General features: G+C 53.1%; 13 protein-coding genes. 9 read left to right on the forward strand and 4 right to left on the reverse strand.

Annotated features, from left to right (window positions below; translation table 11 throughout):
• Window positions 1–345: 345 nt before the first annotated feature.
• The 5 genes from EKM83_RS11980 (at window position 346) to EKM83_RS12000 (ending at window position 5,011) form a co-directional block, all read left to right on the forward strand.
• A complete protein-coding gene (locus EKM83_RS11980; RefSeq protein ID WP_164505673.1) occupies window positions 346–1,170 on the forward strand; it encodes an HAD-IIB family hydrolase in 825 nt (274 codons plus the stop codon).
• A gap of 80 nt (window positions 1,171–1,250) precedes the next feature.
• Window positions 1,251–2,534 (forward strand): PTS transporter subunit EIIC, encoded by a 1,284-nt coding sequence (locus EKM83_RS11985; RefSeq protein WP_125577754.1) that lies wholly within the window; start codon window positions 1,251–1,253, stop codon window positions 2,532–2,534.
• Window positions 2,524–3,324 carry an alpha/beta hydrolase gene (locus EKM83_RS11990; RefSeq protein WP_125577756.1) on the forward strand — a complete coding sequence of 267 codons (801 nt, stop codon included), beginning with the start codon at window positions 2,524–2,526 and terminating at the stop codon, window positions 3,322–3,324. The genes EKM83_RS11985 and EKM83_RS11990 overlap by 11 nt, the downstream gene beginning before the upstream one ends.
• Window positions 3,325–3,453: 129 nt before the next feature.
• Complete coding sequence (locus EKM83_RS11995) at window positions 3,454–4,269, forward strand: Cof-type HAD-IIB family hydrolase (RefSeq protein ID WP_125577758.1); 816 nt, start codon at window positions 3,454–3,456, stop codon at window positions 4,267–4,269.
• 79 nt (window positions 4,270–4,348) lie between these two features.
• Window positions 4,349–5,011, forward strand: a complete 663-nt coding sequence (locus tag EKM83_RS12000; RefSeq protein WP_125577760.1) for a hypothetical protein — start codon at window positions 4,349–4,351, stop codon at window positions 5,009–5,011.
• Window positions 5,012–5,216: 205 nt separating this feature from the next.
• Here EKM83_RS12000 and EKM83_RS12005 read toward each other — a convergent pair whose 3' ends face one another.
• Window positions 5,217–6,176, reverse strand: a complete 960-nt coding sequence (locus tag EKM83_RS12005) for a nucleoside hydrolase (protein WP_125577762.1) — start codon at window positions 6,174–6,176, stop codon at window positions 5,217–5,219.
• Window positions 6,177–6,520: 344 nt separating this feature from the next.
• Between EKM83_RS12005 and EKM83_RS12010 the strand changes: the two genes are divergently transcribed.
• A complete protein-coding gene (locus EKM83_RS12010; protein ID WP_125577764.1) occupies window positions 6,521–7,561 on the forward strand; it encodes a PrsW family intramembrane metalloprotease in 1,041 nt (346 codons plus the stop codon).
• Here EKM83_RS12010 and EKM83_RS12015 read toward each other — a convergent pair.
• Complete coding sequence (locus EKM83_RS12015) at window positions 7,546–8,304, reverse strand: alpha/beta fold hydrolase (protein ID WP_225418676.1); 759 nt, start codon at window positions 8,302–8,304, stop codon at window positions 7,546–7,548. The genes EKM83_RS12010 and EKM83_RS12015 overlap by 16 nt on opposite strands.
• A 34-nt stretch (window positions 8,305–8,338) precedes the next feature.
• Between EKM83_RS12015 and EKM83_RS12020 the strand changes: the two genes are divergently transcribed.
• On the forward strand, window positions 8,339–9,334 hold the full coding sequence (locus EKM83_RS12020; protein WP_125577768.1) for an NAD(P)/FAD-dependent oxidoreductase: 996 nt from the start codon (window positions 8,339–8,341) through the stop codon (window positions 9,332–9,334).
• Window positions 9,335–9,744: 410 nt separating this feature from the next.
• Here EKM83_RS12020 and EKM83_RS12025 read toward each other — a convergent pair whose 3' ends face one another.
• Window positions 9,745–11,835: an LTA synthase family protein gene (locus tag EKM83_RS12025; protein ID WP_125577778.1), complete on the reverse strand. Its 2,091-nt coding sequence runs from the start codon at window positions 11,833–11,835 to the stop codon at window positions 9,745–9,747.
• Between the two features lie 381 nt (window positions 11,836–12,216).
• Here EKM83_RS12025 and EKM83_RS12030 point away from each other — a divergent pair, with 381 nt between their 5' ends.
• A complete protein-coding gene (locus tag EKM83_RS12030; protein ID WP_125577770.1) occupies window positions 12,217–12,882 on the forward strand; it encodes a histidine phosphatase family protein in 666 nt (221 codons plus the stop codon).
• 14 nt (window positions 12,883–12,896) lie between these two features.
• The gene (locus EKM83_RS12035; RefSeq protein ID WP_125577772.1) at window positions 12,897–13,331 is read left to right on the forward strand and encodes a GNAT family N-acetyltransferase; all 435 of its coding nucleotides are present in this window, start codon (window positions 12,897–12,899) and stop codon (window positions 13,329–13,331) included.
• Between the two features lie 54 nt (window positions 13,332–13,385).
• Here EKM83_RS12035 and EKM83_RS12040 read toward each other — a convergent pair.
• Window positions 13,386–13,514, reverse strand: a 129-nt coding sequence (locus EKM83_RS12040; protein ID WP_164505674.1) for a transposase, incomplete at its 5' end; no start/stop codon positions are given.

Consider the following 13,514-nt stretch of genomic DNA (forward strand, 5'->3'; position numbering starts at 1 on the left):
CCCCCATCGCTTCAGGTGGGTCACTTGGAGAAGCCATGAAAATGAGAGCGGCAGGGGGCTGTCCTTTGGTACTTATTTCGGCCATTTGAAGTTGACGCATAAGGGTCTGGGATGTTTTGTCCCAGTCCTTATTTTTAAGCAATTAAGGCCGTTCGTTAGTTGACGGCTTATTCTAAATCGTCCAGGATCTGGCCAATACAGTAAGCGCTTACCGAGTCACGGCGTTGCTGGCCGCCGTTAGCCAGGAATTCCCGCAGTTGCTATGATTTTATTTATAAGCAATTATCGTTGCGTTAGTTCAGCAGGCCCGGTATGATGGGATTACACGAAATAACGGAAAGGAAGATGAGCGCAGTGATTCCACGGTTGATTGCAACGGATTTAGACGGTACATTTCTAGACAGCGTGGGGCGGTACGAAGCGCTTAAATTTGACCAGCAGTTAGCGGCAATGAAAGAACGTGATATTCGCTTCGTTGTGACCACAGGCGACCCGCTCGACCACGCCCAGAGTTTGTTTTGTCCCCTGAAAAATCGCCACGAGATTACCTATGTGGTCGAAGACGGGGCGCTGATTACGTCGGCGAACGGCCAGGTGCTCAAGACCGCGGCCATCGCACCGTCTTTGTGGCTAGCGGCGGTGACCTGGATTAAGCATACGCCCGTCATGGCGGATTGCTTTATCCTAGCGTGCGGTTGGAAACGCTCGTACACCCAGTTGGCCGCGGACAGTCAACGGTTCCGCGACTCACAGGAATTCTACCCCAGTCTCACGCACGTCGATCAGTTGGCAACGGTCGGCGATGCCATTTTAAAGTTGGATCTGACTTGGATAAAGGCCGATATTACCCAGCAGGTTGCCGCCTTCAATCAGCATTTTGCCGGCTCACTGGTCGCCACCAGTAGCGGCTTGGGTGGGATGAATGTCACGCTCCCCGGCGTTAACAAGGCCGCGGCACTGGAATTTCTCGGGGAACGTTGGCAAATCGGCTCGGCTCAGATGGCGGCGTTCGGCGATTCTGGTAACGATTTGGCCATGCTCCAACAGGTCGGCCAGGGCTTTGCGGTCGCCAATGCGGCCCCGGAAGTCTTAGCTGGGGCGCCACAGCGCTTGGTGCACACCAATGATGATGGCGCTGTCTGTGAACAGATTGACCACTGGTTGGTTTGAGTAGCAGCTTTGCTAACTGAGTCAGTGATTCGGCCACCTCACCAAACTAGCCGTACAATGGCCAGTATGGGGGTGGGAAAATGCAAACGACGAATCTATTTGCGCGTTACTTAATTCGTGTTGAAATCAGTTGGCAACACAACCGCCAAATCACCGCGATTCGTCGGGCCCTGCGGCTGATTTTTCCATTGGTCTTACTGGGGAGCTTGGCGGACTTCATCAACCAGGCTTGGCTACAGACTGATGGCTATTATTATCAAACGCTGCACGTGGTCAAATGGGTCTTGCGGCTGCGATTAGCACGAGAATACCTGCGCCTGATCAGTGCCGGCACGTTAGGGTTGACGGCGGTGCTCATGGCCTTTGCGGTCAGCTTCTACCTCGTAGCATCCAGTACGCAACATACGACCGACCGCTTGATGGCTGGCATCACGGCGGTAATTAGTCTAAAATTTTTTAACGTCAATCGGGCCTCCGTGTTGGCGTTGCGGCCCATCAAATGGCTGTCGACGGACCTGGGCTTGACGGGCGTACTGATGGGCATCTTGATTGGCCTGTTGGTCGGCAACTCCTATCGCTGGTGTCTCAATCGTCAGCAAGCTGATGAAGCAGATTTGGGCCTCACCTTAACAGTCACTAGTGGCTGGATCTTGGGGACCGCCGCTTTAGGCCTCTTGTGGATCGGTACCCAAACGACGAGTGTCAATGCCATCTTCACCAGCATGATGCGGTGGCCGTTTCACCTACCGCACTTCATTATGGGATTAGCCGGTTTCAGCGTATTGACGAGTCTGTATCAATGGCTAGGTTTGCTGGGACCGATCACGGTGGGCGGTCAATCAATGGAATCCGCCCAAAATCTGGCAGCGGTCCTTAACCATCATGGTTGGCAGTTGCCCCATCCGGTCACGTTGCACACCATCGTCAACGTCTACGCGGAATTTGGTGGGAGTGGGATGCTATTGGGCCTGCTGTTCGCCATTTTCCTGGTCCGCGGTGCGCACCAACAACAGCGTGTGGGCTGGTTAAGCCTCGTGCCGACGCTGGGCAATCTAGGGGCGCCACTGATGGTGGGAGTGCCGGTCATCTTGAGTCCGCTGTTAGGTATTCCGTTTCTCCTAGCCCCGCTGGCCACGATTAGCGTCAGCTGGCTATGCGTGCGGTTTGCCTGGGTGCCCGCCGTGGCCTATCCGCTGGCGACCGGAACGCCGGGACCGTTGCTGGCTTACCTGGGTACTGGCGGCAGTTGGTCGGCGCTGGCATTAGCGCTGGTCGATTTGGCCATCAGTACGGCTATCTATTATCCGTTCGTCAAATGGCAACAGGTGGCGCAAGTGGAAGGGGGCGCCGTCCATGAAGCGTAGAGGACTTTTTTTACTAGTCTTGCTGGTATTGCTCTGTGTGCCAGGATTCCTCTGGCAACCCCATCAAGCCGCCACGGTACGCGCCAATTACCGCAGCTACCTGGATCCCATTATTTTAGTGCCCGGGTCCAGTGCCACCCAAAACCGCTTCAACGCGCTGGTCAAGGAGCTGAATCACGAAACGCCCAAGACCCACAGCCTGTTGCGCGTCGAGGTCATGACGGATGGCACGCTCAAGTACAGCGGGACTTTACAGTCAGGGGATGAACATCCCTTTATCGTCATCGGTTTTCAGAATCACCACGATGGCTACCGAAATATTTTAAAACAAGCGCAATGGTTCGCGACGGCCTTCAAGCAACTGCAAGCAACCTATCACTTTAATCATTTCTCGGCGATGGGCCACTCCAACGGGGGTCTGATCCTCACCTTGTTTTTGGAAGATGACCTGGCCGCGACCCACGCTCACGCCGACCGGTTGATGACGATTGCGACGCCATTCAATCTGGAGGAAGCCGATCCAGATGTGGACACACCGCTGTTCAAGCGCCTGGAGTCTGGGCGGAAACGTTTGCCGCATGAGCTAGTCGTTTACTCGATTGCTGGCAGTAAGACGTATACCGGGGATGGCATCGTGCCGTTTGACAGTGTCAATCGCGGCAAGTACCTGTTCCAAGACCAGGTCAAAGCCTTCACGCAGATCACGGTGACCGGGGCCAATGCCAATCACGCGGACCTGCCCGAGAATCAGCAGATCGTGGGGCTGATTTGCCAAGATATTTTACCCTAGGCTGGCTAAACGTGAGTCAGTGAGCATTCGTGAGGCGTTGTCGCCAATTCCTAGACAAGAACGGGTTTATTTCGCTCGCTGAGACGAGTAAACTAGGGATATAAGGAAATTCATGGAGGCTAACAACGAATGATCAAGATGATTGCGCTCGATTTAGACGAGACGTTACTCAACACGGATAAAACCATTAGTGCCGCGAATGCCGAGGCTTTACGGCAGTTACACACGGCGGGCATCAAGGTGGTCTTGTGCACGGGACGGCCCATCAATGCCATCTGGGGGTACCTGGAACAACTGGGGCTGACGACGACCGATGACTACACGATTACGTTTAACGGGGCCTTAGTGATTCAAAACACGACCAAGGAAGCGTTGGCGCAAAGTGGGCTGAGCCACAATGATTTCAAACCGCTGCACGCCTTTGCCCAAGAACACGGTTACCCCTTAGACGTCTTGGACTTCGAACAGGTCTACCCGCTGGCGGACCTGACGCCTTCGGTCTATCAACAAATGTTGAAGGCGCCCATGACTTTTACGCCGACTAACTTCGCTGATCTGCCCGACCATCTCTTCAGTAAGGCCGTCATGGCCACTGATCCAGCCACGTTGGACGCGGCAGTGGCAGCACTCACGCCAGCAATGCACGCGCAGTATCACGTGGTCCGGTCGCAGCCAAAGATTTTGGAATTCTTGGCGGCCGACATGGACAAGGCCGTGGGGTTAGGGCAATTATTGACGCATTTCGGCTGGGACTTCAGTAATTTGATGGCCTTTGGTGATGCAGAAAATGACTTGGGGATGATCAAGGCCGCCGGTGACGGCGTGGCCATGTTGAACGGCCAACCGGCAGTGAAGGCCGCGGCAAACCATATCACACCAAAAGTCAATAATGAGGCAGGCGTTGCGGCATATCTGCAACAAACCTTCCCTGAACTCCTGAGTTAAGGGAGCGTAGACTTGCTATTTTGACGATGTCATGGCAGTATTAAATGTGTATAGGATAAATCTTAAGGAGGATTATGGCATGAAACGTTTGATGGTTAAACTCGGGTTAGTAGTATTGGCGGCAGGGACCTTAGGTGGCATCGCGACGCCAAGTGTGGCTAGCGCTAGCACCAAGAAGACGCCAACCTTTACGAACACTGATTTGAAGCGTTATTACAAGAATGCAAAGTCCAAGACAGCCTTTTATTTCAAGACCTATAAGTCCAACGGCAAGACGGGAACGTTGTTGATTTTTGGTGATTTCAATGGGAAGAACGCCAACGTCAAGTACGGGGTGCCAACCTCCATTAAGATTAGCAAGAATAAGAAGACCTTGACGACGAAGTACAAGCTGATTGAATTCAAGACGACGAGCAACAAGACGACCACATCACTGACCAAGAAGGCTTACACCTTCAAGCTGACGAAGAAGTCCAGCACGACCTTTAGTACCAAGGTCACTGGCAAGAAATTGAACCGTCGCTTGGCAACCAGTGGTAAGTCCTACACGTATTCCAAGGTCAAGAAGAGCCCAGCTTCCGCGTATGCTAAGAAGTACGTCAAGCCAGCCCTGCAAAAGAAGTACACCGCGCTTTTCAACGGTTCTTCGGACTTGACTGCGGCGCAAAAGAAACAGTACGCAACGCAGTACACGAACAATGCGGTCAAGACGATGATCAACAACTTTAATTACAAGGCTTAGTTGGTTATGACTAAAACGCTGTCCTACAATTGTGGGGCAGCGTTTTGACTTAGTCGTTTTAAGTGGCATCAGCAACGCATCTCGAAAATGCTGGCGGTTCATAGCGGCCAGCAAAAATGAGACGATGCGGCTGCCAGTGTCGCGGCACTTGAATGAACATGTAAAAAACGCTGCCCCCATCAAAGGGAGCAGCGTTTTAAAGTGCTTACTTGTTGTTCTTGAATAACGTGGTCAAGTAGTCCATGAAGACCTTGAGGTAACGGTCCTTGTCGACCATGACAGAAACCTTGACGTTCGTCGGTTCGTTCAGGCGGTTGTCATCGCCAATGGTCCGGCCGTAAGTTTCCTTGTTGTAGTTGACGACCATGTTCAAGTCAATCGTCGTCACGAAGCTAGGGTCCAAAGCAACCCCAACAGCCAGTGGGTCATGCAAAGCACAGCCACCCAAGTTGTCATTGAATTGCTTGTAGGCTTCGATGTAGTAGTCCACGATGTCGGCAAATTTTTCACCGGCAACGGTCCCGAGGTCACGCCATTGTTGGGTTTCCTTCTTGGTCAAGAGGGTCCGCAACGTAACATCCAACCCAACCATGGTTGAGTGCAGTGGGCTGGTCAACACAGCGTTGGCTGCTTCAGCATCTTGGTTGATGTTGGCTTCAGCAAATGGAGTCACGTTCCCAGGCATGGTCAGCGCACCACCCATGAAGGTCATGTTGCCGATTTCATTGGCGATTTCTGGGGCCTTCTTCAAAGCAGCTGCCAAGTTGGTCATTGGACCAGTTGGGACCAACGTCAGGTCCTTGCCGTATTTATGAGCGGCTTCGATTAAGAAATCAACACCGGATTCCTTTTCAATGGCCCGAGTTGGTTCTGGCAGTTCAACTTCACCAATCCCGTTTTGACCGTGAATGTTTGCACTAACTTCCATGCGGTCGAAGTGATCAGAGGTTGAGGAATGACTTTCACCTAAGTATACAGGGATGTCGGTGTGACCCAACAGTTCCAAAATCTTCAAGGCGTTCTTGCCGCCTTCTTCAACGACAACGTTGCCGTATGAACCAACGATCCCAATCAAATCAACATCAGGTGCACCTAATGCGTAAGCGATTGCAAGAGAATCATCGATCCCAGTATCTAAGTCCAAAATCATTTTACGTTTTGCCATGATAAGCGTGTCTCCCCTTTGAGTAAAGTTTTAGGTTAAATCCATCTTTAACTATAATGTAACTGGTTACATTTAGCAAGCTCACGTCGTCACCAAGTTGAAGCAAAACCCGGTTCAAGGTAAAATGAAGAGGCCAACTGACCGGTAAAATTACCCGCTCACGAGGTCCGCGGAAAGGCTTGAGTAAAGCGTTTTACGCACCATTGAATCAACGTTTGAAACGCTTACAGCGGCATAAATTTAGCCGGCAGAAAAAATTTAAATTTTTTTACGCACCCGTAAACTGGGCGACCACTTGGCCAGCTGAGTTGGCTGTCAGCGGTGCGGCAAGAGGGGGGCCAGCCATGGCCAAGAATGTTAATAAATTAGAAAAGAAACGCTTTGAGTACCACAACCATTTGCTCGATGATGCGACGAAGGAAATGAACGAGTGGACGGGGGAGAATAAGGTGGTCGAAATCCACCTGTTCCAAATGTTTTCCGAAGTCTTCAAGCACCACGACCTTGACGATGCCGAGACGCTGTTCATCGTGGGCACGCGCGAAACCACGCCCTCACTGGAAGCCGTCTCGGCGGCCCCGGTCAAGCCGTGGTTGTTCTCCCGCGTCTTCGCGTTGTTGGGTGCCAGCTTCGTGCTCCTGGCGATGTTGTTCCTGGTCTTTCGTAGTAACAACGCCGTACCGGGGATGATTTTCATCGGCTCGTTGACTGTACCTTTTGCGCTACTGATCATGTTTTTTGAAATCAATGTGTTCCGCAACATCTCAGTCTATCAATTAATGACGGTCTTTTTGGTCGGCGGCATCCTATCGCTGATAGCGACTATGATTCTTTACTCGCTGATTCCGTCTGGTAACGGGACCTCGTGGGAGTCGGCCCTGATTGTTGGCTTCATCGAGGAGACCGCCAAGATGCTGGTGATTGCTTACTTCATCAATCGTTTCCACCTGAATTACATTTTCAACGGCTTGCTGGTGGGGGCGGCGATTGGCGCGGGTTTTGCTGTGTTTGAAACGGCAGGCTACACCGGGCAGTACGGCCTGATGACACTGCTGATGCGCAGTTGGCAGGCCATCGGGACCCATACGATTTGGTCAGCCATCATGGGCGCGGCCATCATTCTCGCCAAGGAGCGGCATCAACCCGTGACGGGGAGTAATATGGTGGCGCCGAAATTCCTGCGTTTCTACCTCTTGGCGATTGCGCTTCATGCCATCTGGGATTGGAACGCGCCGTTTGCGTTATTAGATATCTTATACCTGCAGCAGTGGGTCCTGATCGCCGTGGGGTGGGTCGCCATTTTTGTTCTGATCAATGCCGGCTTGCGGGAGGCCCGCACGCTACAGGGCCAGCGTATTTTGAAGGCGACTCAACTCGGCGGATAGAGGTACCGTATCAGCCGCGCGTCCAGTGCTGGATTTTCGTGGAGCAGGGAGTGTTGCGTCTCCCAGACGGGGCCGATGATGCGGGCAAATTGATACTGGCCCACGTGGCCCGCGACCAAGCGACGCAGCGGCGTCACGGTGTTGGCGGGCACCTCGCTGTCATTGCCAGTGCGGCCAATCACGCCGGTGAGATTGAGTATCTTTAGGCGGGGATAGTGGGCGTGTAGCCCGGTCCGTTCCGGAAAGTCGGCGCCAATCATGGCGATACGTCGAACCGTGACCGGGGCCGGCGCGTGGTCGTCCAGGTAGTCGTAGGCAATCGTGCCACCTGACGAGTGACCGACTAAATTGACCTGGGTCACGCCGTAACGCCGGTGGAGCTGGGTCAAGACGGTGGTCAGTTGACGCGCTTGCTTTTGCGGGTGCGTATTGTCGGCGAAAATGACCGGAATCAGTGGATTGTTGGCCGCCAACGCCCGTCGCTGGTGCCAGTGTACGTGACCGGTCCAGGAGACCCGCGCCGTCAGGGCAAAGGTGCCCAGGTGTGGCCGGTTCAGGCTGGTCACCATGCTACGCAATGAGAGCCACGCCCCGTGGGATCCCGGCAAGAAGAGGGTGACCGTTTGGGTTTGCGGCACGCGCACGGACTGTAACACCGTCCAGCGGTGATTCCACCAAAGCGTCAAGCTACTCAGTACCAGGAAACAAGTTATAAATACGGTGAATCCCCGTGGATGTTTCACGGTGGCCACCTCCCTTAGAAATGGAGTAATGATAATGACAGACACGTATGATATCACGATTATTGGCGGCGGTCCGGCGGGCATGTTCGCCGCCTTTTACGCCGGTATGCACAACGCCAAGACCCAGCTGGTCGAAAGCCTAGCCGAACTCGGCGGCCAGGTCAACGCCTTGTATCCAGAGAAAACGATTCTAGACGTGGCGGGTTTTCCCGCCGTCACCGGCCGCGACTTAATCGCCAATCAGCAGCGGCAGTTAGACCAATTTCCGTTGACCATCAAGACGGGCCAAGCGGTCACCAACGTTGCGGCGATTGACGACGGCTTTGCCATTACCACTGCGGCCGGAACAACGCAGACTAGAGCCGTTATCATTGCGGTCGGCAACGGGGCCTTTGCGCCACGGAAATTAAACGTGGCCAACGCCGCTGACTTCGAGGGCCAGCACCTGTTTTACAGCGTTCGCGACCCGGAACATTTCCGCGACCGCGACGTGATGGTGGCCGGGGGTGGCGACGCGGCAATCGACCAAGCCTTGATGCTGGAAAAGGTGGCCAAATCCGTTACGCTCCTGCATCGCCGCGACCAGTTCCGTGGGCTGGCCCACATGGTCGACCTGCTGCACGCCTCCACGGTGACCGTGAAGACGCCATACCTGATTCGCGACCTGCAGAAAACGCCAGCTGATCAGCTCGATGTGACCTTAAAGCAGGTGGGGTCACAGGATGATATGACTCACGTTACCCTGGATGATTTGGTCGTCAGCTACGGCTTTACGGCGGACCACCACGCACTGGCCGGCTGGGACGTTGATTTGGCGGAAGACCACCGCCTGATTGCGGTGGATTCGACCATGGCGACCAGCGTGCCCGGCATCTACGCGATTGGCGACGGCGTCATGTATCCCGGCAAACAGCCGCTGATTGCGACCGGCTACGGTGAGGCGCCAGTCGCGGTCCGCGATATCATGACGCGTTACTTCCCAGACCGCCGCGGCCCAGTCCACAGTACGTCACTGTCTGACCGGCATTAATCCGGCTACGACAAAATCTGTGTGGAGCTGGCCGCCTGTCGTTACGTGAAACTCTAGGCTGGAACGCTGGGGGAGGACGGGTCGAGCCCAAACCCGGTCTCGACCCTTGCTTTGAGCCGAAAGTCGCGTCTCAAAGTCACCAATTTACCAGCAAGGTGCGCTGCTAAATTCCCGGCTGAGCCTAGATTTCACTTCACTTTCGGCTACGATAGATGCCTGTCATTCACACTGGTTAGGCCTGAACAGACCAACTTAACCGGCCGTTCTTACCAGGCACCGTCGCTTGGCTTAGTAAGTCTATCCTAACAATAGAAGATTTTTCATCAAACGCAAAGAAGCTGTCCGACCAATCGGTGAGATTGAACGGACAGCTTCTTTATTTGGATTACGTGGGTGGTCAATTGAAAGAACTACTTCCCACTAGTCTCATCCTGGTTGGTAATCTTGATCCGGTTGGAATCTGTCGTCTTGTGGCCCAGCTCAGGCGCATCCGTCTTGTAGAACGGCTGCGTGGACTTGTCTCCGTTGCGGGAGAACAGGCTGGTGGACCTCAAGCCTAACTTCTTCTCAATCTTTTCTTCCTTCTCTAACCCATCGGAGTAGTTGTAATCAGACGGGTCGACAGCCTTGAAGCCCTTGGGATGGTAGAAACGCAACAGGTTCTTTTGGTTCAGCGAGTCAGAATCGTTGAGGCCCTGGTTGACGTGTTTTTGCATGGCGTCAATCAGTTTTTGCTGTTGCTTGGTTGGGTGAATCTCCTCTTGGGTCTTGTTGCTGTAAACGGTGCCGTCAATCGACGTGTACTCAGGGCTGACCCAGTCGCGGTTACGGAAAGCGACGACGGGATTGTGAGCCTTGGAGAACAGGTCGGTCCCGAACTGGATGTACTTCTTGGTGTTCATCCCCATCAGGTGCATCAACGTTGGCAGTACGTCGATTTCGCCGCCATAGGTGTGTTCGACCTTGCCCTTCTTGTAGCCGGGCATGTTGAACATCAAAGGCACGCGTTGGAGCTGGGCGTTGTCGTAGTCGTTCCAGTCATCCGGGTTGACGCCTAGTAGCTTGGCCAAGCTCTTGTTCGACGAGTTGGAAATGCCGTAGTGGTCACCGTAGATCATGACCAGTGAATTCTTAGCCAGGCCGGATTTCTTCAGGTAGGCGTAGAATTCCTTCACCGATTGGTCGAGGTAGTGGGCGGTCTTGAAGTAGTTGTCGACCGTCTTATCCCCGGTGTCGGGCGTCTTGAAGCTAGAATCTTCGCTGTCCAAGGTGAACGGGAAGTGATTGGTGACGGTCAGGTATTTCACGTAAAATGGCTGCTGGAGATGCTGCAGGTATTTCACGGAATCGTTGAACAACAGCTTATCCTTCAACCCGTAGCCCAGCGACTTGTCACCCGACGTATCGTAGTAGCTGGCATCGAAGAAGTACTGATACCCCAGGTTCTTGTAGGTGCTACTGCGGTTCCAGAAGCTGGCGACGTTACCGTGGAAGACCGCGGTGCTGTAACCGGCCTGATCGAAAATCGCGGGCGCGGCCTGGAAGGTGTTGTCGTTCCCCAGTTGGGTGAACAGCGAGCCTTGCGACAGGCCATACGTCCCGGTTTCGAGCATGGTTTCAGCATCGGAGGTCTTACCTTGGCCGACTTCATGGAAGAAGTTGTCAAAGCTGTAGGTCGATTTACTCTTATACAGCTTGTTCAGAAACGGCGTGACCTCTTGACCATTGATTTTCTTATTGATCAGAAATTGCTGGAAACTCTCCAGGTGAATGATGATGACGTTTTTGCCTTTAGCCACCCCGTAGAGCTGCTTGTTCGGCGCGGCATAGTTTTTGTGCACGTATTTTAAAATACCACTGAGCTCGGACTTCTTAGCGTGTGACCGCAACTCACTGGTGTGCTGCGACTTGATGCCGTCGTACACGGTGAAGGCGTCTAGCCCCAGATATTTGACCACGTAGGTCCGGTCAAAGGTCCGCGTCAACAGCTGCGGCCGGTCCATTTCGCCCATGGTCAGGTTGACCGTGAAGAGCAGGAGGGCGCTGGAGGTCACGGCCAGGCCGACGCGCTTGTTCAGTGGCCGCGGGTCGATGTAGATGCGCCGCGTGGCCATCAAGACCAAGACCACCACGAGGTCCAGCCAGTACAGGATATCGTGTGGCGAGGTCAATGCCAGCGAACTGCCGGACAGGCCCTGGTCAACTTTGGAGTAGCCCAACACCGTACTGACGGTCATGAAATCCGTGAATTCGCGGAAATAAATGACGTTGATGTAGAGCAGTAGGGTGTTTAAGATGTCGATCAGAAATAAAAACGGGTAGAAAAAGCGCGCCCGCTTAAAGTAAAGCGCCAGCCCGAAGAGCAGAATGGTCGTGGCCAGCGGGTTCAAGAGCAGGATCAGAAATTGAAACGGATCACTGAGTCCTAACTTGAAGTCGACAAAGTAGGCGACCAAAGTCTTCAGCCAGAACAGGACGACCATCAGGGTGACAAAGCCCATCCGGGTGCCAGTTCTGGCCCATATTTTTTTGAAACGTTCCAAGTTTTTTCGCTCCTTCGTGTACGGTTAAAGTAGTCCCATTTTACCATAGAACCAGTGGGGGTGTCGTGGGTCAACGATGGCGCCCGGCAATCACTAGAAAACCGGGTGAGTAACCAACGCATAAAGTTACGGATTGTGGCGATTACTTCTATTATATATTCACCCACTGGTCGCTGGCTTTCGACCACGTATTTCACTAATGGTAGCAAACTTTCAGCCGGGAAACGCATTTTACCGCCAAGTTTAGGAAAACTTTAAGTCAGGCTATAAAATTGTAACCGCTATCGCAGTATCTTTGGTACACTAGAGGTATATTCAGATGAAAGGTGTGACTAGATTATGACGAAACAACTCACGCTGTACGTGGTCCGTCACGGGCAAACGTATTTTAACATCTACAATAAACTCCAAGGCTGGAGTAATTCACCCCTGACTGAAGCGGGTATCGCGGATGCGGAAGGGGCCGGCAAACGGCTTCAAGACGTCCAATTCGCGGCGGCTTACTGCAGTGACACGACCCGCGCGGAACAGACGGCCAAGACCATTTTAGCGGCCAATCATTCCCAACCGGCCGCACAATTGACCACGGCCTCATTCTTTAGAGAAGAGTTCTACGGTTACTACGAAGGCACGGACATGGCCCAGGCCTGGTACGTGGCTGGGGCACCGCATGGCGTGCCGACGTTTAAGGCGATTGAAGAGAAATACTCGATTGGTAAGGCCAAGGACTTCTTGAAGGAAGCCGACCCGTTCCGCCAGGCTGAAAACAACGATGAATACTGGGCCCGGGTGGATCAAGGCTTTGATTTGATTCGCCACAACCCGGACTTAAACGATGGCGACAACGTCTTGATGATCAGTCATGGCAATACCTTGTTGAGTCTGATGGAACGTTACGGTCAGGGCAAATACGACCTCAGCGTGCGGCCAGCCAATGGCAGTGTCACAAAATTATTATTAACGCCTGATGATATTCAGGTTTTAAGCTACAACCAAAAAGATTAAGCGAGGATGGTTTGATGGAAATTAGAATGGCTTGGGGTAAATTGAATCCGGTATTTAAGGATGCCCTGCAGATGCGTAAGGATGTTTTTATTGAAGAGCAGGGGATTGACCCGAAGGTAGAGCTGGACGGAACTGACGAAGATAAGATGCACTACGTCGGCTATATTGATGATGAACCCGTCACGACAGCTAGAATCGACATGCTCGCCGGCAACCGGGTGAAAATCCAACGCGTAGCCACGGTCGCTGACCAACGTAAGCACGGTTACGCAGCGGAATTGATCAAGCAAATCATCAAGGACGCCAAGAAGTCAGACGTGGCCCACGTCGAGCTGGATGCCCAGCTAACGGCCATGGATTTCTACAAAGAACTCGGCTTTGAACCCATCGGCGAACCGTTTGAAGAAGCTGGTATTCAGCATCAGACGGTGCGGTATGCGGGGAAATAAGGAAAACGGCTCTTTGTCAACCGGTGTTGATGGAGAGAATTTGAGAGGTTCAATTCACTTACGAATTGGGCCTCTTTTTTGGACCCGGATATTAAATTCAATCTGTATTCTATAGTGGAAGTTGGTCCAGTTGCGGTAGCCGTAGGCGGTGCGTTTGATCTGTTTGATTTTGCGGTTCACACC

Origin of the sequence: Levilactobacillus angrenensis, from assembly GCF_003946085.1 — a bacterium.
GTDB classification, from domain to species: Bacteria; Bacillota; Bacilli; order Lactobacillales; family Lactobacillaceae; genus Levilactobacillus; species Levilactobacillus angrenensis.

Bases quoted from the DNA above. Each gene is read 5' to 3' on its own strand.
- EKM83_RS12010 (WP_125577764.1), top strand. From the start codon at position 6,521: ATGGCCAAGAATGTTAATAAATTAGAAAAGAAACGCTTTGAGTACCAC.
- EKM83_RS12030 (WP_125577770.1), top strand. From the start codon at position 12,217: ATGACGAAACAACTCACGCTGTACGTGGTCCGTCACGGGCAAACGTAT.
- EKM83_RS11995 (WP_125577758.1), top strand. From the start codon at position 3,454: ATGATCAAGATGATTGCGCTCGATTTAGACGAGACGTTACTCAACACG.
- EKM83_RS11990 (WP_125577756.1), top strand. From the start codon at position 2,524: ATGAAGCGTAGAGGACTTTTTTTACTAGTCTTGCTGGTATTGCTCTGT.
- EKM83_RS12000 (WP_125577760.1), top strand. From the start codon at position 4,349: ATGAAACGTTTGATGGTTAAACTCGGGTTAGTAGTATTGGCGGCAGGG.
- EKM83_RS11980 (WP_164505673.1), top strand. From the start codon at position 346: ATGAGCGCAGTGATTCCACGGTTGATTGCAACGGATTTAGACGGTACA.
- EKM83_RS11985 (WP_125577754.1), top strand. From the start codon at position 1,251: ATGCAAACGACGAATCTATTTGCGCGTTACTTAATTCGTGTTGAAATC.
- EKM83_RS12035 (WP_125577772.1), top strand. From the start codon at position 12,897: ATGGAAATTAGAATGGCTTGGGGTAAATTGAATCCGGTATTTAAGGAT.
- EKM83_RS12005 (WP_125577762.1), bottom strand. From the start codon at position 6,176: ATGGCAAAACGTAAAATGATTTTGGACTTAGATACTGGGATCGATGAT.
- EKM83_RS12025 (WP_125577778.1), bottom strand. From the start codon at position 11,835: ATGGGCTTTGTCACCCTGATGGTCGTCCTGTTCTGGCTGAAGACTTTG.
- EKM83_RS12020 (WP_125577768.1), top strand. From the start codon at position 8,339: ATGACAGACACGTATGATATCACGATTATTGGCGGCGGTCCGGCGGGC.